Origin of the sequence: Escherichia sp. E14V7 (assembly GCF_004212225.1) — a bacterium.
GTDB lineage: Bacteria > Pseudomonadota > Gammaproteobacteria > Enterobacterales > Enterobacteriaceae > Escherichia.
Genome location: NZ_RHJJ01000011.1, coordinates 73,004 through 95,721, shown reverse-complemented (window position 1 = coordinate 95,721; position 22,718 = coordinate 73,004). Strand labels below are relative to the sequence as shown.

The 22,718-nt window shown below is 48.8% G+C and carries 18 protein-coding genes and 1 pseudogene; 9 read left to right on the top strand and 10 right to left on the bottom strand.

The features are described from left to right. Window positions 1-89 precede the first annotated feature (89 nt). From mazG to eno, 3 genes are all read left to right on the top strand, one after another. Window positions 90-881, top strand: coding sequence for a nucleoside triphosphate pyrophosphohydrolase (gene mazG / locus D9741_RS13495; RefSeq protein ID WP_112912024.1), 792 nt, complete (start codon window positions 90-92; stop codon window positions 879-881). Window positions 882-1,108: 227 nt separating this feature from the next. After that, window positions 1,109-2,746: a CTP synthase (glutamine hydrolyzing) gene (gene pyrG / locus D9741_RS13490; protein ID WP_130207680.1), complete on the top strand. Its 1,638-nt coding sequence runs from the start codon at window positions 1,109-1,111 to the stop codon at window positions 2,744-2,746. Window positions 2,747-2,834: 88 nt separating this feature from the next. Next, window positions 2,835-4,133 carry a phosphopyruvate hydratase gene (eno, locus tag D9741_RS13485; RefSeq protein ID WP_064528183.1) on the top strand — a complete coding sequence of 433 codons (1,299 nt, stop codon included), beginning with the start codon at window positions 2,835-2,837 and terminating at the stop codon, window positions 4,131-4,133. 59 nt (window positions 4,134-4,192) lie between these two features. On the opposite strand, the gene D9741_RS13480 is transcribed toward eno, so the two are convergent. From D9741_RS13480 to D9741_RS13470, 3 genes and pseudogenes are all read right to left on the bottom strand, one after another. Continuing rightward, window positions 4,193-5,113, bottom strand: a complete 921-nt coding sequence (locus D9741_RS13480; RefSeq protein WP_130214535.1) for a YgcG family protein — start codon at window positions 5,111-5,113, stop codon at window positions 4,193-4,195. Between the two features lie 233 nt (window positions 5,114-5,346). Next, a pseudogene (locus D9741_RS13475) lies at window positions 5,347-6,018 on the bottom strand (YgcG family protein); the annotation flags it as partial. A 13-nt stretch (window positions 6,019-6,031) separates the two neighbouring features. Further along, complete coding sequence (locus D9741_RS13470) at window positions 6,032-6,634, bottom strand: LemA family protein (protein WP_130214531.1); 603 nt, start codon at window positions 6,632-6,634, stop codon at window positions 6,032-6,034. Between the two features lie 172 nt (window positions 6,635-6,806). Between D9741_RS13470 and queE the strand changes: the two genes are divergently transcribed. Continuing rightward, window positions 6,807-7,478, top strand: a complete 672-nt coding sequence (queE, locus tag D9741_RS13465) for a 7-carboxy-7-deazaguanine synthase QueE (RefSeq protein WP_130214529.1) — start codon at window positions 6,807-6,809, stop codon at window positions 7,476-7,478. Between the two features lie 86 nt (window positions 7,479-7,564). Here the strand turns inward: queE and D9741_RS13460 are convergent, their stop codons facing one another. From D9741_RS13460 to D9741_RS13430, 7 genes are all read right to left on the bottom strand, one after another. Continuing rightward, a complete protein-coding gene (locus tag D9741_RS13460) occupies window positions 7,565-8,572 on the bottom strand; it encodes a LacI family DNA-binding transcriptional regulator (RefSeq protein ID WP_001232702.1) in 1,008 nt (335 codons plus the stop codon). Between the two features lie 25 nt (window positions 8,573-8,597). Continuing rightward, window positions 8,598-10,007 carry a sucrose-6-phosphate hydrolase gene (locus D9741_RS13455; protein WP_130214527.1) on the bottom strand — a complete coding sequence of 470 codons (1,410 nt, stop codon included), beginning with the start codon at window positions 10,005-10,007 and terminating at the stop codon, window positions 8,598-8,600. Beyond that, window positions 10,007-11,377: a sucrose-specific PTS transporter subunit IIBC gene (locus D9741_RS13450; protein ID WP_130214525.1), complete on the bottom strand. Its 1,371-nt coding sequence runs from the start codon at window positions 11,375-11,377 to the stop codon at window positions 10,007-10,009. The genes D9741_RS13455 and D9741_RS13450 overlap by 1 nt, the downstream gene beginning before the upstream one ends. A gap of 60 nt (window positions 11,378-11,437) precedes the next feature. Continuing rightward, window positions 11,438-12,955, bottom strand: coding sequence for a carbohydrate porin (locus D9741_RS13445; RefSeq protein ID WP_130214523.1), 1,518 nt, complete (start codon window positions 12,953-12,955; stop codon window positions 11,438-11,440). Between the two features lie 170 nt (window positions 12,956-13,125). After that, window positions 13,126-14,043, bottom strand: coding sequence for an aminoimidazole riboside kinase (locus D9741_RS13440; RefSeq protein WP_130214521.1), 918 nt, complete (start codon window positions 14,041-14,043; stop codon window positions 13,126-13,128). A 164-nt stretch (window positions 14,044-14,207) separates the two neighbouring features. After that, window positions 14,208-15,686, bottom strand: a complete 1,479-nt coding sequence (locus tag D9741_RS13435) for an FGGY-family carbohydrate kinase (protein WP_130214519.1) — start codon at window positions 15,684-15,686, stop codon at window positions 14,208-14,210. 26 nt (window positions 15,687-15,712) lie between these two features. Continuing rightward, on the bottom strand, window positions 15,713-16,990 hold the full coding sequence (locus tag D9741_RS13430) for an MFS transporter (RefSeq protein ID WP_130214517.1): 1,278 nt from the start codon (window positions 16,988-16,990) through the stop codon (window positions 15,713-15,715). 318 nt (window positions 16,991-17,308) lie between these two features. On the opposite strand from D9741_RS13430, the gene D9741_RS13425 reads away from it, so the two are divergent. The 5 genes from D9741_RS13425 to D9741_RS13405 all read left to right on the top strand — a co-directional run bounded on the left by D9741_RS13425 (window position 17,309) and on the right by D9741_RS13405 (window position 22,663). Further along, window positions 17,309-18,094, top strand: coding sequence for an SDR family oxidoreductase (locus D9741_RS13425; protein ID WP_130214515.1), 786 nt, complete (start codon window positions 17,309-17,311; stop codon window positions 18,092-18,094). A 69-nt stretch (window positions 18,095-18,163) separates the two neighbouring features. After that, window positions 18,164-19,618 (top strand): FAD-binding oxidoreductase, encoded by a 1,455-nt coding sequence (locus D9741_RS13420; RefSeq protein WP_130214513.1) that lies wholly within the window; start codon window positions 18,164-18,166, stop codon window positions 19,616-19,618. Between the two features lie 21 nt (window positions 19,619-19,639). Next, a complete protein-coding gene (locus D9741_RS13415) occupies window positions 19,640-21,049 on the top strand; it encodes an MFS transporter (protein ID WP_165383451.1) in 1,410 nt (469 codons plus the stop codon). Continuing rightward, window positions 21,027-21,806 carry an electron transfer flavoprotein subunit beta/FixA family protein gene (locus D9741_RS13410; RefSeq protein WP_130214509.1) on the top strand — a complete coding sequence of 260 codons (780 nt, stop codon included), beginning with the start codon at window positions 21,027-21,029 and terminating at the stop codon, window positions 21,804-21,806. The genes D9741_RS13415 and D9741_RS13410 overlap by 23 nt, the downstream gene beginning before the upstream one ends. Continuing rightward, the gene (locus D9741_RS13405; protein ID WP_130214507.1) at window positions 21,803-22,663 is read left to right on the top strand and encodes an electron transfer flavoprotein subunit alpha/FixB family protein; all 861 of its coding nucleotides are present in this window, start codon (window positions 21,803-21,805) and stop codon (window positions 22,661-22,663) included. The genes D9741_RS13410 and D9741_RS13405 overlap by 4 nt, the downstream gene beginning before the upstream one ends. Window positions 22,664-22,718: the final 55 nt, after the last annotated feature.

Below are 22,718 nucleotides of genomic sequence, written 5' to 3'. Positions count from 1 at the left end.
ATAGCTGGATATGGCGTCAGCCGTATCCAGCGATATCTTTTACTCGAAGGTATTACACCTGACAGACCCGCAATTTTCAGGACATTCTAATGAATCAAATCGACCGTTTGCTCACCATCATGCAGCGCCTGCGCGACCCGGAAAACGGCTGCCCGTGGGATAAAGAGCAGACATTTGCTTCTATAGCACCTTACACACTTGAAGAAACCTACGAAGTGCTGGACGCCATTGCCCGCGAAGACTTTGACGATCTGCGCGGTGAGCTCGGCGATCTGTTGTTCCAGGTGGTGTTTTACGCGCAAATGGCCCAGGAAGAAGGGCGCTTTGACTTTAATGATATTTGTGCTGCGATCAGCGATAAATTAGAGCGTCGCCATCCGCATGTTTTTGCTGACAGTTCTGCCGAAAATAGTAGTGAAGTACTCGCCCGTTGGGAGCAAATCAAAACTGAAGAGCGCGCGCAGAAAGCACAGCATTCGGCGCTGGATGATATTCCTCGTAGTTTACCGGCTTTAATGCGTGCGCAAAAAATCCAGAAACGTTGCGCCAACGTTGGTTTTGACTGGACGACGCTTGGCCCGGTGGTCGATAAAGTCTACGAAGAGATCGACGAGGTGATGTACGAGGCGCGGCAGGCTGTTGTCGACCAGGCTAAACTGGAGGAGGAAATGGGCGACCTGCTGTTTGCAACGGTTAATCTGGCTCGCCATTTAGGGACGAAAGCAGAAATCGCATTGCAAAAAGCGAATGAAAAATTCGAGCGTCGTTTTCGCGAAGTGGAGCGTATTGTTGCCGCGCGTGGACTGGAAATGACAGGTGTTGACCTCGAAACAATGGAAGAAGTCTGGCAACAGGTAAAACGGCAGGAAATTGATCTCTAAGGGAATTACGCGGTCAAGCGCCATTTGTGTCATTTTTTAAATGACAAGCGCTTGATTTGCGTCAAAAACATTTACCCCAAAGGGGCTATTTTCTCACTCCTGATTTCAATAGTGCGCTGGCGAAGAGGAGGGATAATGAAAGTTTGTGGCACAGGTCATGTTCGGGTATACTGCTTTCCCGTCCTGGTTATTCCATCGTCTTTTCAACCTAACTTCTCAGGTTCAGCATGACAACGAACTATATTTTTGTGACCGGCGGGGTCGTATCCTCTCTGGGTAAAGGCATTGCCGCAGCCTCCCTCGCAGCCATTCTTGAAGCCCGTGGCCTCAATGTGACCATCATGAAACTGGATCCGTACATTAACGTCGATCCAGGTACTATGAGCCCAATCCAACACGGGGAAGTGTTCGTTACTGAAGACGGCGCTGAAACCGACCTGGACCTGGGTCACTACGAGCGTTTCATTCGTACCAAAATGAGCCGCCGCAACAACTTCACCACGGGTCGTATCTACTCAGACGTTCTGCGTAAAGAACGCCGCGGTGACTACCTCGGCGCAACCGTACAGGTTATTCCACACATCACTAACGCTATCAAAGAACGCGTTCTTGCAGGTGGTGAAGGCCACGACGTGGTTCTGGTCGAAATCGGCGGTACCGTAGGTGACATCGAATCCCTGCCGTTCCTCGAAGCGATTCGCCAGTTGGCTGTTGAAATTGGCCGTGAGCACACTCTGTTTATGCACCTGACGCTGGTGCCGTACATGGCAGCGTCTGGTGAAGTCAAAACCAAACCGACCCAGCACTCTGTAAAAGAGCTGCTCTCCATCGGTATCCAACCTGACATCCTGATTTGTCGTTCAGATCGCGCCGTTCCGGCTAACGAACGTGCGAAGATTGCATTGTTCTGTAATGTTCCGGAAAAAGCGGTTATTTCTCTGAAAGATGTCGATTCCATCTATAAAATTCCGGGCCTGTTGAAATCTCAGGGGCTGGACGATTATATTTGTAAACGATTCAGCTTAAACTGCCCGGAAGCGAATCTGTCCGAATGGGAACAGGTTATCTTCGAAGAAGCGAATCCGGTGAGTGAAGTCACTATCGGTATGGTCGGCAAGTACATTGAACTGCCGGACGCTTACAAATCCGTGATCGAAGCACTGAAACATGGTGGGCTGAAGAATCGTGTCAGCGTCAACATTAAACTGATTGATTCACAAGATGTTGAAACGCGCGGTGTTGAAATCCTTAAAGGTCTGGACGCGATCCTCGTACCTGGCGGTTTCGGCTATCGTGGCGTAGAAGGCATGATTACTACCGCGCGCTTTGCGCGTGAGAACAATATTCCTTATCTGGGCATTTGCTTGGGTATGCAGGTGGCGTTAATTGATTACGCTCGCCATGTTGCCAACATGGAGAACGCCAACTCTACGGAATTTGTGCCAGACTGTAAGTACCCGGTTGTGGCGCTGATTACCGAGTGGCGCGATGAAAACGGCAACGTTGAAGTTCGTAGCGAGAAGAGCGATCTCGGCGGCACCATGCGTCTCGGCGCACAGCAGTGCCAGCTGGTTGACAATAGCCTGGTTCGCCAGCTGTACAATGCGCCGACAATTGTTGAGCGTCATCGTCACCGCTACGAAGTCAACAACATGCTGCTGAAACAGATTGAAGATGCAGGTCTGCGCGTTGCGGGCCGTTCCGGGGATGATCAGTTGGTCGAGATCATCGAAGTTCCGAATCACCCGTGGTTCGTGGCTTGCCAGTTCCATCCGGAGTTTACTTCTACTCCACGTGATGGACACCCGCTGTTTGCTGGCTTTGTAAAAGCCGCCAGCGAGTTCCAGAAACGTCAGGCGAAGTAAGTAAAAAAAGTTAGAACGGCAACGCGTACCTTAGGTACGCGTTGTTTGTCTGGAGTTTCAGTTTAACTAGTGACTTGAGGAAAACCTAATGTCCAAAATCGTAAAAATCATCGGTCGTGAAATCATCGACTCCCGTGGTAACCCGACTGTTGAAGCCGAAGTACATCTGGAGGGTGGTTTCGTCGGTATGGCAGCTGCTCCATCAGGTGCTTCTACTGGTTCCCGTGAAGCTCTGGAACTGCGCGATGGCGACAAATCCCGTTTCCTGGGCAAAGGCGTAACCAAAGCTGTTGCTGCGGTTAACGGCCCGATCGCTCAGGCGCTGATTGGCAAAGATGCCAAAGATCAGGCTGGCATTGACAAGATCATGATCGACCTGGACGGCACCGAAAACAAATCTAACTTCGGCGCGAACGCAATCCTGGCTGTATCTCTGGCTAACGCCAAAGCTGCTGCTGCTGCTAAAGGGATGCCTCTGTATGAGCACATCGCTGAACTGAACGGCACTCCGGGCAAATACTCTATGCCGGTTCCGATGATGAACATCATCAACGGTGGTGAGCACGCTGACAACAACGTTGATATCCAGGAATTCATGATTCAGCCGGTTGGCGCGAAAACTGTGAAAGAAGCCATCCGCATGGGTTCTGAAGTTTTCCATCACCTGGCAAAAGTTCTGAAAGCGAAAGGCATGAACACTGCGGTTGGTGATGAAGGTGGCTATGCGCCGAACCTGGGTTCCAACGCTGAAGCTCTGGCTGTTATCGCTGAAGCTGTTAAAGCTGCTGGTTATGAACTGGGCAAAGACATCACTCTGGCGATGGACTGCGCAGCTTCTGAATTCTACAAAGACGGTAAATACGTTCTGGCTGGCGAAGGCAACAAAGCTTTCACCTCTGAAGAATTCACTCACTTCCTGGAAGAACTGACCAAACAGTACCCGATCGTTTCTATCGAAGACGGTCTGGACGAATCTGACTGGGACGGTTTCGCATACCAGACCAAAGTACTGGGCGACAAAATCCAGCTGGTTGGTGACGACCTGTTCGTAACCAACACCAAGATCCTGAAAGAAGGTATCGAAAAAGGTATCGCGAACTCCATCCTGATCAAATTCAACCAGATCGGTTCTCTGACCGAAACTCTGGCTGCAATCAAGATGGCGAAAGACGCTGGCTACACTGCAGTGATCTCTCACCGTTCTGGCGAAACTGAAGACGCTACCATTGCTGACCTGGCTGTTGGTACTGCTGCAGGCCAGATCAAAACTGGTTCTATGAGCCGTTCTGACCGTGTTGCTAAATACAACCAGCTGATTCGTATCGAAGAAGCTCTGGGCGAAAAAGCACCGTACAACGGTCGTAAAGAGATCAAAGGCCAGGCATAAGTCTGACTTTATCTGATTTAAAAATGCCAGCCTTCGGGCTGGCATTTTTTATGGTCGAGTTACCAGCGGCCGGACGCGCCGCCACCGCCAGAAGAACCGCCACCTCCGCTAAATCCGCCGCCGCCGCTAAACCCACCACCACTTGAGCCGCCACCGGAAGAGGATGAAGAAGAACCTTTTCTTGAAGCTCTTTCTTTACCGAGTTTCTTATATTTGGCGCGTAGTTTTTTACTAACTATAAGCCAAAAGATAAGCAGCACTACGATCGCGAAAGGCGTTAACATACCGCAGGCAACGATTAAATTCGTCCATGGTCCTGGCTCTGCAACATAAAGGAATACCATCCCGTAAATTGCGCCAGTGAGTGCTATCCAGGGGAGATTTGACGGATCGGTAAAAACAATAAAATATGAAAGCACCGCCAGTAATATAATTACAGCAAGCGATAATGGAATAGGGGGATTGATACTGTAGTAATTCCCCCTGTTTTCCGGTAATTCACCATTCAACAGAAGCGCGCCAATATTTTCGCTTGCCAGTGTTAACCCACCCATAAGGTCATCACTTTTGAAGGCAGGGATTAATATATCACGGATAATCTTCGCCGCTTGCAGGTCGGTAACCACCCCTTCCAGCCCGTAGCCCACTTCAATGCGAACTTTACGATCTTCCCAGACGACCAGGATCAGAATACCATCGTCACGCCGCTCATCCCCCAGTTTCCAGCTATCAAAAACGCGAGTTGCATATTGTTCAATGGTATCGTCCCCGGTGGATGGCACAATTAATACGGCGACCTGGGCTCGTGTTTTTTGTGTAATATCCTGCAGCTGCTGTGTCAGTGATTGTTGTTCAGACGAGCTTAACGTACCAGTAATATCGGTCACCTGGTGGCGCAGCTCCGGCACAGCAATTTGCTGGGCAAGCACCGGAAAGCACCACAAAGCGAGTAAAATAAAGATTAAGCGCATTACGATCACCAACGGCCGGAAGCGCCACCGCCACCAGATGAACCGCCGCCACCGCTGAAATTGTCATTGTCGAAAGACGATGAAGAGGAAGATGACGACGATGATGAAGAATGCCAGGAAGCCGAGTTGCTTCTTTCGTAACGAGACGGTCGGTTGGCACTACGCATTGAAGCACGCACCTTTCTGCCGAAAGGTGTGAAAGCGATAGCTACGGCCAGGAACGGTGTGGCGAAACATAATAATGTGGCAAGAACTCCCCAGCTCCCGCTATATCCAGCGATGGGAAGTACAAAGGCCAATATTATGGCAGCAAAGCAAATTACTCCCAGCGTTTTGACATATCCTCTGGCAGAAATAAACGTCAGTACTATCGCCCAGACTAACAAAGCCCACCAACCGCTAAAGGGCAAAGGGTGATCGGGCGATGTGTTATTGACTAAATCATTTCCTGATAGTCGGGTTTCAATATCACTGATACCCTGTTGCAAGCCGCCAGTAAGGTCGCCTTTTTTAAACGCGGGAATAATACTGTTGCGAATAATTTGCCCGGACTGTGCATCCGTCAGAATACCCTCAAGCCCGTAACCGATTTCAATATGAACGGTATGATCTTGCCAGGCAACTACCAGTAAAATACCGTCATCACGACCTTTATGGCCGGGCTGCCAACTCTCGAACACACGTGTTGCATATTGCTCGATGGTTTCTTCGCCTGTGGTTTCAACCACCAATACCACAAGCTGCGTCTGTTCTTTTTGCGTCAGGGCTTTAATCTGGCTGGTCAGAGTACTTACTTCCCCTCTGGTTAATGTCCCTGTTAAATCATTCATATATTTAGGTGATTCAGGTACTGGAACTTGTACTGCAAACGCAGATGAACAGACCAGAACAAGAAGTAAGATAAAATTTTTCATATAATTAACTCGCCTAATGAGCATTAGCATTCTGGCTAAAATCTATTGTTGGGGCTTTGCTTACTGCGGCGACATCATCCGGCAAATAATTTTTCTTTGGTGTGTAATCCATGACCTTTGCGGTTAACACTGCGGGAAATTTGCGGATAGTGACATTATATTGTTCAATGGCTTTAATATATCTTCCTCGCGCGACAGCAATTCTATTTTCGCTTCCTTCGAGTTGTACCATTAAATTTTGATAGAGTTCCTGAGCCTTTAATTCAGGATAACGTTCACTAATAATCGTTAACGGCCCGAGAGTGCGAGTTACCTGCGCCTGAGCTTGTTGCCAGGCTTGTAATTTTTGCTCATCTCCCGGAGCTTGCTGAAGATCGCTGCTGGCACGATTAGCTTGACTACGAGCTAACGTAACGGCCTCCAGTACCTCTTTTTCATGGCTGGAATAACCTTTAATACTTGCGACAAGATTAGGAATAAGATCGGCGCGACGTTGATACTGATTCAGTACTTCTGACCAGGAGGCATTAACCTGCTCATCATAGGTTTGAATATCGTTATAACCGCAACCTGATAAATTGAAAATAAATATAAATACGATGAATATTCTAAACATGTTTAAATCCCTTTTATTTGATCCTTTAAAACATAATACGCCGCTTCATTTTATTCTTAATGATCTGATTCACTTTTTACCTTAAACCCGCCTGTAACAGAATGTTAATAAGACATGATTGTTGCGGCAGGATCTGCAATAATTAACAATTATCCACTTCTCAGAGAATGCTATGCAGTACCCGATTAACGAGATGTTCCAGACCCTGCAAGGTGAGGGTTACTTTACCGGCGTCCCCGCCATTTTTATTCGTTTACAGGGATGCCCGGTCGGCTGTGCCTGGTGCGACACCAAACACACATGGGAAAAGCTTGAGGATCGGGAAGTTTCCCTTTTCAGCATTCTGGGTAAAACGAAAGAGAGTGATAAGTGGGGAGCAGCAAGCAGTGAAGACTTACTCGCAGTCATCGGTCGTCAGGGATACACCGCGCGTCACGTGGTGATTACGGGTGGTGAACCTTGTATTCATGACTTGATGCCACTAACTGACCTGCTCGAAAAGAACGGTTTCAGTTGCCAGATAGAAACCAGCGGTACTCATGAAGTGCGTTGTACGCCGAATACCTGGGTCACCGTGTCGCCAAAACTGAATATGCGTGGCGGTTATGAAGTATTGTCGCAAGCCCTGGAGCGAGCTAACGAAATCAAACACCCAGTTGGACGCGTACGGGATATCGAAGCACTGGATGAATTGCTGGCGACGCTGACCGATGATAAACCGCGAGTCATTGCACTTCAGCCAATTAGCCAGAAGGAAGATGCTACGCGTTTGTGCATTGAAACTTGCATTGCGCGTAACTGGCGTTTGTCGATGCAAACACATAAATATTTGAATATTGCCTGATCTGTTTATACATCATTATATTTAACGTATATGTTAAACAATAATAGCCCCCGTTTTACGGGGAGCTATGCCTGATAGTTAAGTGATTATCGATAGCGTTTTTGTAAACTGGCAGGAAGATAACGCTGTAACGGGGATGGTGTTTCACCTTCAATCAGTTGCGAAATAAGCTCAAAGCAGTGAAAAGCAAGTTGGCGATTATCCTGTTGTATCGTGTCGATTCTTACCGAAAGTGAATCATACAAGTAATGATCATCAAAACTTGCCAGGTGGATTTTACTGTCGAGTAAATTATATTGGCTCATATAGCGCAGAACGCCTTCCAGTAACCCACAAGCTGCAGTGAATAATGCTTTAGGGGGACGTCCTAAACGAGCGCATAGTGCGGCAAACATTTCATATCCTGAGCTCGGATGATAATTACCGTGAATAATCCATTCAGGTTGTAGCGTTACTCCGGCTTGCTGCAAGCCTTGTGTAAATCCTTCCAGTCGATCGCGTGTCGGTGACAAACGGGGTTGTCCGCCCAGAAAATAGAATTCATCCGGGTGACTCCGTGCAATATCTGCCACCAGGGCGGCGGTGGGAGAAACAGAGTCAGTAATTACCAATGGCAATGTGCTGCCGTTCATGTGGCGATCGAACAACACAACAGGTAATTGCTCGCTAAGTTTTTGATAGTCATTATCATGCAGCATACTGGATGCGACGATTAATCCATCAACCTGGCGGGCAATCATATTGTTCACCACCATTGTTTCCTGTGAAGGATTTTCATCAGTACAGGATATGAGGAGCTGGACGCCCGCTTCCCGACACAATGTTTCCAGTTCATGGGAAAATACTGCAAATCCGTAGTTAGTGATTTCAGGAACGACAAGACCAATGGTATGACTGCGGTTGTCCCGTAATGAGCGGGCATGAATACTGGGCTGATAATGCTGCTGTTGGGCAATACTCAGCACACGCTCACGCGTTTCCTGCGCAACACGTAACTCTTTGCCACGACCATTGAGAACCAGACTGGCGGTTGCTTTAGACACTCCCGCCAGTTCAGCAATGTCTTTAATAGTAACGCGTTTGGTTTTTCTCACGACGAGGATCCGTAATTCAAAACCCTCATTCTACCATGCAGGCGCGTAGCGACCAGTAGTGTAACGTGACGTCAGACTCACCCTGTAATATCAGCGAAGCTGGATGATGGGGAAAATAACGATTGCTCATTACACCTTCGCCATTATTGATGAATATTTCTACGCTGGAACTGTCACAGAGAATCTTCAGTGACGTTACGCTTCCTCGCCAGTAACGAGTTAGTTTCTCTTGCCCTGCAAGGCTTTTCCTCTGTAGTTGAATACCATCGGCATTGAGATGTAGTGCCAGTGCGTTGCCAAAATTCAGATACAGCTCACCCGACGGAATGATGTCCATTTCCAGGCGTTCAATTTCGACATGCGGTGCATAATCCGCTTTTCCTTGCCAGAAGTGTTCAGCTTCACGCAGTTGCGTGAGTTCCCTGATTGGCATCTGCAACAATTTTCCCTTCTGGAATGAGAGTTCGCGCAAACAGGTCATTTGATGCTGCCAATGATGTTTTCTGGTTGGTTGCAACATCTCTTCACCATCAGGAACCCCCATCCAACCAACCAGCAATCGTCGCCCGTCCGGGGCTTCCATCGTCTGTGGCGCATAGAATTCAAACCCCGCATCCAGCTCTGAGAAAGCGCCATGCGTAAATTTGCCTGTCTCGTAATCAAACTGTCCATGTAGCCAGGCGCAGGGATAAGTATTCAGATAGCGCTCATGTTCGCGCGCCATTCCCTGGGGGCAGCAGAGGAGAATGTATTCACCATCAAGGGCGAAAAAATCAGGACATTCCCACATGTATCCTGCGTTATCTATTTCATTCAGACCGTTACCAGCAATTTCTCCATGAAAAGACCAGGTATAGAGATCGACAGAGGAATACAGCAGCACTTTCCCCCGTTTCTCTTTATCTTGCGCGCCAAGCACCATGTACCATTGGCTGTTGTGCTTCCAGACTTTTGGATCACGAACATGTCCGGTGTAACCATCAGGTAACGGTATGACAGGGCCTAGTTTATCAAACCCGCCCTGGTTATTTTCGGTGGCCAGGCATTGCCATGCCGTTCTGCTGCCATCATCAAACTTAACATTACCGGTATAGCAAAGTGTGAGAACGCCCTGATTATTAACCGCGCTTCCTGAGTAACAACCATTACGGTCGTACTCTTTATCAGGCATTAGCGCTAATGGTTCATGCTGCCAGTGCAATAAATCCGTCGAACTCCAGTGCCCCCAACATTTGTACTTATGATCACAAGCCAGTGGATTCCACTGATAAAACAGATGATAGCGGCCTCCTGACCAGCAAAAGCCATTTGGATCGTTCATTAGTCCGGTGACTGGAGCGAGATGCCAACAAGGATAGTGGGCATCTGCCTGTGCTTTGGGCTGACCTTTCATAACTGCCTGTAAAATCGCGGGCATTTGTGAAGGCATCGACATTATTCCTCGTCCGTTTTGTATTTGAGTAATAAAGAGAGACTAAAAGCGACAGCGAAAGCAATCGCCATTCCAATAATATAATTAACCAACGATGTTGGCTGAACTATTGCCATGCCGGGTATTGCTGTCAGACCAACGGCAGTCATATAAACGTGAACAGAGACAACCCAGGCACCGCCGGCAGCGCCACCAATTAAGGCAGCAATAAAAGGTTTAACAAAACGAAGATTGATACCAAAAATAGCGGCTTCAGTTATACCTAACATTGCGGAAAAGGCCGAGGGCAGGGTGATTGCTTTAATTTTTGTATCTTTGGTTTTAAACCATACCGCCAGACATGCACCGCCTTGCGCAACGTTTGCCATTGCCCAAATAGGCAGCAGGAAATTGACACCAATTGCAGGATTTCCTAAAAGCCCGGCTTCAATTGCGTGAAAACTATGATGGATGCCAGTAATTACAATGGCTGAATATAGCCCACCGAATAACAACCCTGCTAACCAGCCAGCGTGTGCAATCAGCGTGCTGAGAACGAAAGAGATACCATCGCCTAACGCTCGTCCTGCTGGACCAATGATTAAAAGAGCGATAAAGCCAGAAATGACGACTGTCAGAAATGGCGTCAGAATGAGATCCAGGGCATCAGGGATAAACCTGCGTAACTGTTTTTCCACTATGCTCATAAACCACACGGCTAAAAGCACGGGGAAAACCGTTCCCTGGTAACCAATCATAGCGATTTCAAAACCGAAGAAGTCCATTGTCTGAAATCCCGCAGCAACGCCCCAGGCATTCGTGAGTGCTGGGTGAGTCAGGATACCTCCTAAGGTCGCGCCAAGATAAGGATTACCACCAAATTCACGAGCAGCAGTAAAGCCTATCAGGATGGGAAGAATAATAAATGCGGCTGAACTGCACATATCCAGCATGATATAAATCGCATTATCGGCATTCACCCAGCCATACGTTTTTACCATTCCCAGAAGTCCCATTAATAAACCAGAAGCAACAATGGCAGGAATGATGGGTACAAAAATATTCGACAGTAAGCGTGCAATTCGCTGAAAAGGATTGAGTTTTTGAGCGGCAATACGCGCGGTATCTGATTTACTGGATTCGCTAATGCCCGCGGCCTGAATAAAGGCAGCATAGACTTTATTAACCACGCCGGTGCCAAAGATGATCTGCATTTGCCCTGAATTACGAAAACAACCTTTCACTCCATCAATCTGGCCAATGGCATCTTGATCGGCAAGTGTGTCGTCAACCAGTACCAGTCGTAGGCGAGTAGCACAATGTGCTGCACTGGCGATGTTCTCCTTACCACCTAATAAAGGAAGCAACGATTGGGCGATTTTATCGAAATCCATATAACCCTCTAATTCATTGTTATTTCAGTAAAAGCCTCACATTCGTGAGGCTGTCTGGTATTAAAACCAGGTTTCCATTTGGACACCAAAATTCCACTCTCCGCCAGTGTTGAACCCACTGCTGCCGAAAGCGTCATTGCTGGCAAAATCATCAAGTTTGCTGCTCCAGTCCATCCAGGTGGCAAACAGGCGAAGCTCCGGACGGCTAAAGAAATTATTGATATCGTTAGCTTTTAGAGTTGGTGCAAAGGTGAGTTTATAGAAGCTGCCGTTCACGGCGTTATGGTTCTGATACCCCTTCGGCTTCAGATCCATATATTGATAGCTACCCTCAAAGGCCAGGGCAAAATTCTGTGTTACTTCTTTGATCAGGCGTGTATTGAAGGTTACCCATTCATAACTATCGCCTTTGACGTAACGATCTTTGCTGCTTTGCGCGAGAATGGCTGGTGCAACATACCAACCGCTTCCCAGAGGTGTTGTGCCATAAGATGCGAAGCGCCAGGTATTTGCCTCAGACAGCAGGGCGCCATCGGAGCCAATACCTTTGACTTCCGCACCCAGTCCATGACCATATAGCAGTGCTGTTTTTGCCGTCCCTTCACGCAGGCCATAGAAAGTGTCATTGTGCAGACCAACCAACGCATGTACGCCAGTATTTGCAGCATCAGTCTGAATGAGATCACCATTGGCATCTTTTCGATCATCATTATCTTTTGCCCGTAATCCGCTAACCATCAACTGGAAGGGGCCAGCATAATGATTCATGGTGAGGATGTAGTTCTGAACGTTATTGTCGATATCATCGAGATCGCCGAAATTGCGTCCGTAGAGAGAAAAGTTACTGCGGAATGTATCGTTCCATTTTACGTCATAGATACCACCGCCCGTTCCCGCCAAAAATACGACATCGGAATCTAACCAGTGAATATCAAAATTGTCGCGATCAAAGCGTTTACCAGCCCAGACAGTACTGTCTTTGAATGCTCCGGTAAAACTTGGCAATGTGCCTAGTTCGGCAAAAGCCTGTCGGATATTCAGGTTACTGGAACCGCCAGTCCAGTCGTTGTAATCTCTTTGTCCGTCAGCCAACATTGCTTTAAAGCGCGTGGTCGCACCGTTATCCAGTGTTTGTTTATGTTCTACATTTAATTCGACGTAGGTATCGGCTTCATTTCCCAGACGGCCAACAGCTCCACCGGTTTCACCTGCGGGAGTCAGATACGGCCCACTTTTGCTGCTGGAAGCGGCATCATTCATCAGTAACCCGGAACGGGCATAGCCATGAAACTCAAAGCCACTGTTCTCTGCGGATTTCTGTTCGAGTTGGACTGTTCTCTGTGCTACTTCCTGAGTTGTTACCTGATTTCGTTGTTGTGTTTCAGCCAGTTTCTGCACCTGCAATTCAGCCGTTTTTGCCCTTGTTTCTGCCGCCTGGGCGCGGGATTCCGCATTTTTTAAACGTTGTTCCAACGCAGCCAGTCGAGATTCGATACTGCTAATATCCGTTTGTGCATGTACCGTTGTTGCACCGGTCAGCAAAGCAATTAACACTGCCAAGGTTGTTTTTTTATACATAATTTGTCGCGTCCCATCAGAGAATTATAAATTTTGCTAAAATGCTAAACCGGTTTAGGTTTTGATGATAAAGCTGACTTTTTAGCCAGAGCAATCATTTTCGCTAAACCGGTTTAGTAAATGTGACAAGCACAACAAATCGGGTTACAGATACAGCAGCAGGATCACTATTATGAAGGGAGATCGTGTTGTCGGGGTAAGGCTGTCATGGCGCCCTTAGCCGTGGTTGCCAGAGCACCACAAGTCTGAGCTTGTGCGATGATCCGTTCAAGCAATCTGGTATTTGTTGGGATTCCGGAGTCGGCCAGGCCAGCAAGTAATCCTGCGACAAAAGCATCTCCTGCCCCGGTCGTATCGACGACAGAAACAGGCCTGGCTGGATAGTGGATAAACTGCCCCTGAAAATACACAAGTACGCCATTTTTTCCTTGTGTAATAAGCAATAAAGTCAACGAATAACGCTGCACTAATGAATGCGCGCCTTGCTGAACCTGGCTTTTGCCACTGATGAATAGCAACTCTTCTTCGGACAATTTAGCGATATTCGCCAGCGAAAGTGCGCGATCAAGGTATTTCCTTAATTGCGCTTCACTCTGCCAGAGATCGCTGCGGATATTGGGATCAAAACTGATGTTTCCGCCAGCCTGACGTATTTTCTCCATAGCCAGAAATGCGGTACTTCGGGAAGGTTCTGCACTGAGCGCAATGGAACAAAGATGGAGCCATTCACCCGGCCCAAATGCAGGAATGTCATCAGGTTGTAAAAAAAGATCGGCACTTGGGCGTACCATAAAGGTAAAGTTTCTTTCTCCTTGCTCATCAAGTCCTACAGCCACAATTGAGGTGCGATGTTGAGGATCAAGAGACATATAACGTGTATCAACATTTTCTTTACTCAGTGTCTGATACATAAAACGACCGAAAGGATCATCGCCAACTTTGCCAATAAAGGCACTTTTTCCCCCCAGCCTTGCGATACCGACTGCAACATTAGCCGGCGCCCCACCAGGACACTGTAGTAGCCTCCCCTGGCTTTCGGGTAATAAATCAACAACCGCATCACCGAGTACCCATACTCTTGCGCTCATAAAGGCTCCATTACACTAATTGCTAAATCAATTAAATCGGTTTAGCAATTAAAGCATAAACGCTGCTCAGGAGAGAACAATATTCATCAATGGTTACCCGGTATTTTGTGGTGGAAACGTGAATATGCCGGGATTAATCATTTACCCGGCACTGTTTATCTCACTTACGCATTCGACCAGCTCTGGATAGAATCCGCATTCCCCAGCTCACCATGCATCACTTCATACGATTTTTTCAGGATCACATCAGTATGTTTGGTTAAATCTTTGAAAATACCTTTATTCATCGCGTCGTAGCGTTTGGCATTGCTCTCAACAGGCATAAAGATATCTTTCACGCGAACCATTTTGTCGACAGCCGTTGCGTAATCCGGATACAACCCCAGACCTACCGCCGTATTAATCGCTGCCCCCAGGCTTGCACAACCGTTAATGGCGTTACGTCGTGCCGGAAGGTTGAACACGTCGGCAAAAATTTGCATAAACAGATCGCTGTTTGAACCGCCGCCAGTAATGATCACATGTTTGGCAAAGTGATTCATTTCATTACACATATTGTCGTAATTATTCTTCAGCGTCAGCGCCACGCTTTCCAGTATCGAACGATATATCCATGCGTAATCCATGCTGGAATCAAAACCGATCATAATCCCGCGTTTGTACGGTTCCCACGGATTGGTCAGCCAGTCCAGCACCGTCATCAGACCATTACAGCCAGGCGGCACACAAGAAGCTTTTTTGTTGAGCAAATCTTCCGGTGAAAGATCCTGTGCTTTGGCATCCTGAATTAACGACTCGCCTAACATGTCGCGCAGCCAGCTCACTGTCCACATGCCTTTTCGGATACCGTAACCTTCATACAGCAATGTTTCCGGAATAGAAGACATAATCGGCCAGTACGCTACCGGAGCTTTCGGCAGTGTTTTGCCGTTCATCATCAGCGCGATATAAGTACCGAGTGAAATCACCGCAGTTTCATCATCCAGTAACCCGGCTCCCAGCGCTTCTACCGGTTTATCACTGGTGGTACAAACAACCGGCAGCCCTGCCGGGAAATGTGTCGCCAGCGCGGCTTGTGGTGTGATATGCCCGAGGACGGTGCCAGGCATTTGCACATCAAAAAGCATCTGGCGGGGGATATTAAACTTCTCCATTACCGCAGCATCTTCGCTCCATGCCCAGCTCTTATAATCCACCGGCCACTGACCAAAATAGTTGGCGATATTATCTTTAAATTCGCCCGTTAAGCGATGCGTCAGATAACCCGAAAAAGAGGTGACATACGCCACGTCAGGATTCGTATGTTCGTAAGGGCGTGTAACGCGTGCATCTTGCCAGCTAATCAACGGCGCAGCAGGCGTGCCATCGGCTTTCAACAACGCACGACAGCAACGGATGGAGCCCAGGCCGATGCCAACAATATCTTCTTTATTCCCGGCAAACTGACTCATCAAATCGTGACCGGCAAAACATAATGATGCCCATAAATCGTCGTCAGGATGTTCTGCGGTATCGGCATCCGGCGTGTGCATCGGCTGCAATAAACCTTTGCCTTCGCAAACCACGTTACCTTCCAGATCGTACATCACCACTTTTGTGCTCTGACTTCCGCCATCAATCCCTATGATGTATTTTTTCGACATGATTTTTCTCCTGTAATTTTCCTGGCTTACTTGCTGCTAGCCATTGCGGGGGCGCTATCAGCAGTACGAATTTTTTGGAACAGCAAAAAGGTAAAGACGATCACCATGCCGAGTGCCGCCATGCCCATCAGCCACATGTTGCGGTAGGCTTCTGCTGCGGGCAGGGTGTCCTGCCAGTGGCCGATAATCGGGTAAACGAAGACATCCGGCAGGAATCCAATCACCGAACAAATACCTACCGTGGTACCCATAATGTAAGACGGTGTTCTCGCTTCGCCGGGGCAGGCCCAGTACAGTCCACGTGAGGCGTAGCAGGTGAATCCCAGCAGTAAAATCAGGCCAATCCCCATCGCGACCGATTGCGGGTTAGAGTTGGTAACAAGCAGGGCAGTCAGTGCCAGCAGGCCGATGATGGAAAGGATTTGAATCACGCGGGTAGGGGATTTCACTTTACTGTAGGTGGTGATAATGCCGCCAAGTGGACCACACAGCGCGCGGAAGATTTTGTTGATCACAATCCCCATGTAGCTCGCCGCCACCAGCGACATGCCGTACATTTCGGTGAGATAGTTGGTGGAGTAACTCAGAATGGCGTAGATGGTGAAGACGCCAAAAATCACCATGCTGCAATACCAGGTGGTGCTGATGCGCAAAACAGCCAGGATGTCGCTAAGCTGGAATGATTGTTTTTCTTCGTTATTAGCACTGCACAGGTTGTTGTTATCGCTAACAAAAAACCAGCACAGAATCCCCAACAAGATGTAAACCACACTATAGATGATAATGACCGTTTTCAGGCTGGCGCTGTCATCCGGTGCAAAGCGAGAAAAGACCCACATGGTAAACACCGCCAGCGACATTACACCGACGCCGCGCAGCCCTTCCATCCAGCCCATAATTTTCCCTTGCTCACTATGATCGCCCAGCAATGAGGCGGCTTTAATCGACACCGACCACAGCATTAAAATAGTGGTTATCGCAAAGGCGATCTGAATACAGAGCATTACCCACAGTGGTGGATATGTTGCCATTATCAGGCCCAGTAATCCGGTAATGATCATCGCGGAAGTAATCATTTTGCGGTGTGAAAATTTATCGGCAATAACGCCGCTGGGGGCATAAAGAATAATAGCCGCAATACCAAAGGTACTCATTATTAAACCTATCTCGGTATTGCTGAATCCCATAAATTTCGCCATGGGAATTTGATAAATATAACGTAAATAAGCCAGGTCAAAACTAACGCCGCCGCTAAAACTAATTATCGCGAGGGTTATCCAACGGCGATATGAGTTGTGTTGCATATCGTATTCCCATTTGTAATAGACAAAAAAAAGAGAAAAGTAAGCCGCCCTTTCAGGTGGATTACTTTTCTCAGCTCTCTAGTAATTGCAATAAGAAATAACATGGAAAGAAAAGATGTTGTGTGAGAGTAATCACGCTTCTGCTTTTTAAAACTATTTGATAATACGAACATCACTCTGTGATTACGATCACATTAGCAGTTATGCCCTTATGCTAAAAATTATCTCCAGTTACCAGAGATAATGAGAAAGGTAACTTCCCTCTCGCGGGGGAAGTTACCTTTCTTTTTTTTTGCCTTACGGAAATTGGAGCTAACTATGTCAATCGAATCTCTCAATGCGTTCTCAATGGATTTTTTCTCCCTGAAAGGTAAAACAGCAATTGTTACCGGCGGGAATAGCGGTTTAGGTCAGGCATTTGCAATGGCGTTGGCCAAAGCTGGCGCAAATATTTTTATTCCAAGTTTTGTCAAAGATAACGGCGAAACAAAGGAAATGATTGAAAAACAGGGTGTTGAAGTGGACTTCATGCAGGTGGATATCACCGCAGAAGGCGCACCGCAGAAGATTATCGCTGCCTGCTGTGAGCGCTTCGGTACCGTCGATATTCTGGTTAACAATGCCGGTATTTGTAAGCTGAATAAGGTGCTGGACTTCGGTCGTGCCGACTGGGATCCAATGATTGATGTGAACCTGACCGCCGCATTCGAGTTAAGCTATGAAGCTGCAAAAATTATGATCCCGCAGAAAAGCGGTAAAATCATTAATATCTGTTCATTGTTCTCTTACTTAGGTGGACAATGGTCACCTGCTTATTCTGCCACTAAACATGCTCTTGCCGGATTCACCAAAGCCTATTGCGATGAATTAGGTCAATATAATATTCAGGTGAATGGTATTGCCCCGGGATATTACGCTACCGATATCACTCTGGCGACCCGTAGTAATCCAGAAACTAACCAGCGCGTTCTTGATCATATTCCGGCAAACCGTTGGGGCGATACTCAGGATTTAATGGGCGCAGTCGTATTCCTCGCAAGTCCGGCATCGAATTATGTCAACGGACATTTATTAGTGGTTGATGGCGGTTATTTAGTGCGCTAATCCATAACGGTGGTTTCTGTTTTCTCTTATTAATGATTATTCCATTTTTATTATCAGGAAGGAATTACTATGTCTTTATCTCGCGCAGCGATTGTCGACCAGCTAAAGGAAATTGTTGGTGCAGATCGCGTAATTACCGATGAAACAGTATTAAAGAAAAACAGTATTGACCGTTTTCGTAAATTTCCGGATATTCATGGCATTTATACTTTGCCGATTCCGGCAGCGGTCGTAAAACTCGGTTCCACAGAACAAGTCTCCCGTGTGCTGAATTTTATGAATGCGCACAAAATTAACGGTGTGCCGCGTACCGGCGCTTCCGCCACTGAAGGTGGGCTGGAAACCGTTGTGGAAAACTCGGTGGTGCTCGACGGCTCCGCCATGAATCAAATCATTAATATTGATATTGAGAATATGCAGGCCACGGCACAATGTGGTGTTCCGCTGGAAGTGCTGGAAAACGCGTTGCGTGAAAAAGGTTACACCACAGGGCATTCTCCGCAATCAAAACCGCTGGCGCAGATGGGCGGCCTGGTAGCAACCCGCAGTATTGGGCAGTTCTCCACACTCTACGGCGCAATCGAAGATATGGTCGTTGGTCTGGAAGCAGTACTGGCAGATGGTACCGTGACACGCATTAAAAACGTGCCACGTCGCGCGGCTGGCCCGGACATTCGTCACATCATCATCGGCAACGAAGGTGCATTGTGCTATATCACTGAAGTAACAGTGAAAATCTTTAAATTCACCCCAGAAAACAATCTCTTCTACGGCTATATCCTGGAAGACATGAAAACCGGCTTCAACATCCTGCGTGAAATCATGGTGGAAGGGTATCGTCCGTCGATCGCTCGTTTGTATGACGCCGAAGATGGCACCCAACACTTCACCCATTTTGCCGACGGAAAATGCGTGCTGATCTTTATGGCTGAAGGTAACCCTCGCATTGCGAAGGCGACGGGCGAAGGGATTGCGGAAATCGTTGCCCGCTACCCGCAATGCCAGCGCGTGGACAGCAAGCTGATCGAAACCTGGTTTAATCACCTGAACTGGGGACCAGATAAAGTGGCTGCCGAACGTGTACAGATCCTCAAAACCGGCAACATGGGCTTTACCACCGAAGTCTCCGGCTGCTGGAGCTGCATCCACGAAATCTACGAAAGCGTTATTAACCGTATTCGTACCGAGTTCCCGCACGCCGACGACATTACCATGCTGGGCGGTCACTCCTCTCATAGCTACCAGAACGGCACCAACATGTACTTCGTCTACGACTACAACGTCGTTGACTGTAAGCCGGAAGAGGAAATCGACAAGTACCACAATTCGCTCAACAAAATCATCTGCGAAGAAACCATTCGCCTCGGCGGTTCGATGGTGCACCACCACGGTATCGGTAAACATCGCGTTCACTGGAGCAAACTGGAACACGGCAGCGCGTGGGCGTTGCTGGAAGGGCTGAAAAAGCAGTTCGATCCTAATGGCATTATGAATACGGGTACTATCTATCCGATTGAAAAATAATGTATCAGGCAGCGTTCCGCGATGAAGGGGCGTTGCCTTTTCGGCTTCTCAGGCGAGAAGCCGTTCTTATTACCGGACAATGAAGGGGTAAAGATGAACACTTCACCGGTGCGAATGGATGATTTACCACTTAACCGTTTTCACTGCCGCATTGCTGCGCTCACTTTCGGCGCACACCTGACTGACGGTTATGTCCTCGGCGTCATTGGTTACGCCATTATTCAGCTTACTCCAGCCATGCAACTGACGCCGTTTATGGCGGGAATGATTGGTGGCTCAGCACTCCTTGGTTTGTTTCTTGGCAGCCTGGTGCTGGGCTGGATCTCCGACCATATTGGTCGGCAAAAAATCTTCACCTTCAGCTTTTTGCTGATTACGCTTGCTTCTTTTTTACAATTTTTTGCCACCACGCCAGAGCATCTTATTGGACTGCGCATTTTGATTGGCATTGGTCTGGGAGGCGATTACTCAGTCGGTCACACCTTGCTGGCTGAATTTTCCCCGCGCCGCCACCGCGGTATTTTGCTGGGCGCGTTCAGCGTGGTGTGGACCGTAGGCTATGTGCTGGCAAGTATTGCCGGACATCACTTTATTTCCGAAAACCCGGAAGCCTGGCGCTGGCTGCTGGCATCGGCAGCTCTGCCCGCGTTGTTGATTACGTTATTACGCTGGGGAACGCCAGAATCGCCACGCTGGCTACTGCGACAGGGGCGTTTTGCAGAAGCTCACGCTATCGTGCATCGCTATTTTGGTCCCCATGTTTTACTGGGCGATGAAGTGGCAACGGCGACCCATAAACACATCAAAACCTTGTTCTCTTCGCGCTACTGGCGGCGCACGGCGTTTAACAGCGTCTTCTTTGTCTGTCTCGTGATCCCGTGGTTTGTGATTTATACCTGGCTGCCGACCATTGCCCAGACTATTGGTCTGGAAGATGCGCTGACCGCCAGTCTGATGCTTAATGCGTTGTTAATCGTGGGCGCGCTGCTGGGATTAGTTCTGACGCACCTGCTGGCACATCGCAAATTTTTGCTGGGAAGTTTTTTGCTGCTGGCGGCAACGCTGGTAGTGATGGCCTGTTTGCCTTCCGGCAGTTCATTAACGCTGCTGCTTTTTGTTCTCTTCAGCACCACCATTTCGGCGGTCAGTAATCTGGTGGGCATTTTGCCTGCGGAAAGTTTTCCTACTGACATTCGCTCGCTGGGCGTCGGTTTTGCCACCGCCATGAGTCGACTTGGCGCGGCGGTAAGTACTGGCCTGCTGCCGTGGGTGCTGGCGCAGTGGGGGATGCAAGTCACCTTATTGATCCTGGCGGCAGTGTTGTTAGTTGGTTTTGTCGTGACCTGGCTATGGGCACCAGAAACCAAAGCACTCCCGCTGGTGGCGGCGGGAAATGTAGGAGGTGCGAATGAACATACTGTTAGCGTTTAAAGCCGAACCGGATGCCGGAATGCTGGCGGAAAAAGAGTGGCAGGCGGCGGCTCAGGGTAATAGCGGACCGGATGTTTCGCTACTGCGAAGTTTACTCGGTGCTGATGAACAGGCCGCTGCCGCGCTGCTGTTGGCGCAGAGAAAAAATGGCACGCCGATGACTTTAACCGCGTTGAGCATAGGCGATGAACGGGCGTTGCACTGGCTGCGCTATCTCATGGCTCTTGGGTTTGAGGAAGCTATATTACTGGAGACGGCGGCAGATCTGCGCTTTGCGCCGGAATTTGTCGCTCGCCATATTGCCGAATGGCAGCGTCAGAATCCGCTGGATCTGATCATTACCGGCTGCCAAAGCAGCGAAGGGCAGAATGGGCAAACGCCATTTTTGCTGGCGGAAATGCTGTGCTGGCCCTGTTTCACCCAGGTGGAGCGTTTCACACTCGACGCGCCGTTTATCACCTTCGAACAGCGTACTGAAAATGGGCTGCGCTGTTGTCGTGTCCGCTTGCCCGCGGTGATTGCTGTGCGCCAGTGTGGCGAAGTGGCCTTGCCAGTACCGGGAATGCGCCAGCGTATGGCGGCGGGGAAAGCGGAAATTATCCGCAAAACTGTTGCTGCTGAATCGCCAGCGATGCAGTGTCTGCAACTGGCAAGGCCAGAGCAACGACGCAGAGCAACGCTGATTGATGGGCAAACGGTAGCAGAAAAAGCGCAAAAGCTATGGCAGGACTATTTACGCCAAAGGATGCAGCCATGAATATCGCAATTGTGACAATAAATCAGGAACATGCCGCAATGGCGGGCTGGCTGGTGGAGCAGGATTTCAGCGGCAGCGCACTAACGCACTGGCAAATCGAGCCGCAGCCGATGGTCGCGGAACAGGTGCTGGATGCGCTGGTAGAACAGTGGCAGCGAACGCCTGTGGACGTTGTTCTCTTTCCGCCGGGAACGTTTGGTGATGAACTGTCGACCCGGCTGGCCTGGCGTTTACATGGAGCCTGTGTCTGCCAGGTGATTTCATTAGATATACCGACCGCAAGCGTGCGCAAATCCCACTGGGGAAATGCGCTAACGGCGACGCTGCAAACAGAAAAACGCCCGCTATGTCTTTCCCTGGCGCGCCAGGTTGGAGCGGCGAAAAACGTCACGTTGCCCTCTGGTATGCAACAACTGAATATTGTTCCCGGAGCGCTTCCCGAGTGGCTGGTTAACATAGAAAACCTGAAAAATGTTACCCGTGACCCATTAGCTGAGGCCAGACGGGTGCTGGTGGTGGGGCAGGGCGGCGAGGCAGATAACCAGGAAATCGCTACGCTGGCTGAAAAGCTGGGGGCAGAAGTGGGCTACAGTCGGGCGCGAGTGATGAACGGTGGCTTTGAAGCCGAAAAGGTCATTGGTATTTCCGGGCATTTGTTGGCGCCAGATGTTTGCATTGTGGCGGGCGCATCCGGTGCGGCAGCGTTAATGGCGGGCGTACGTAATAGTAAGTTTGTGGTGGCGATTAATCATGACGCCAGCGCGGCGGTATTTTCGCAGGCAGATGTTGGCGTGGTAGATGACTGGAAAGCCGTGCTGGAGGCACTGGTGACAAACATTCACGCAGATTGCCAATAACGTACAGCCGGATGCGGCGTAGACGGGTTTCGGGCTTGTAGGCCTGATAAGACGC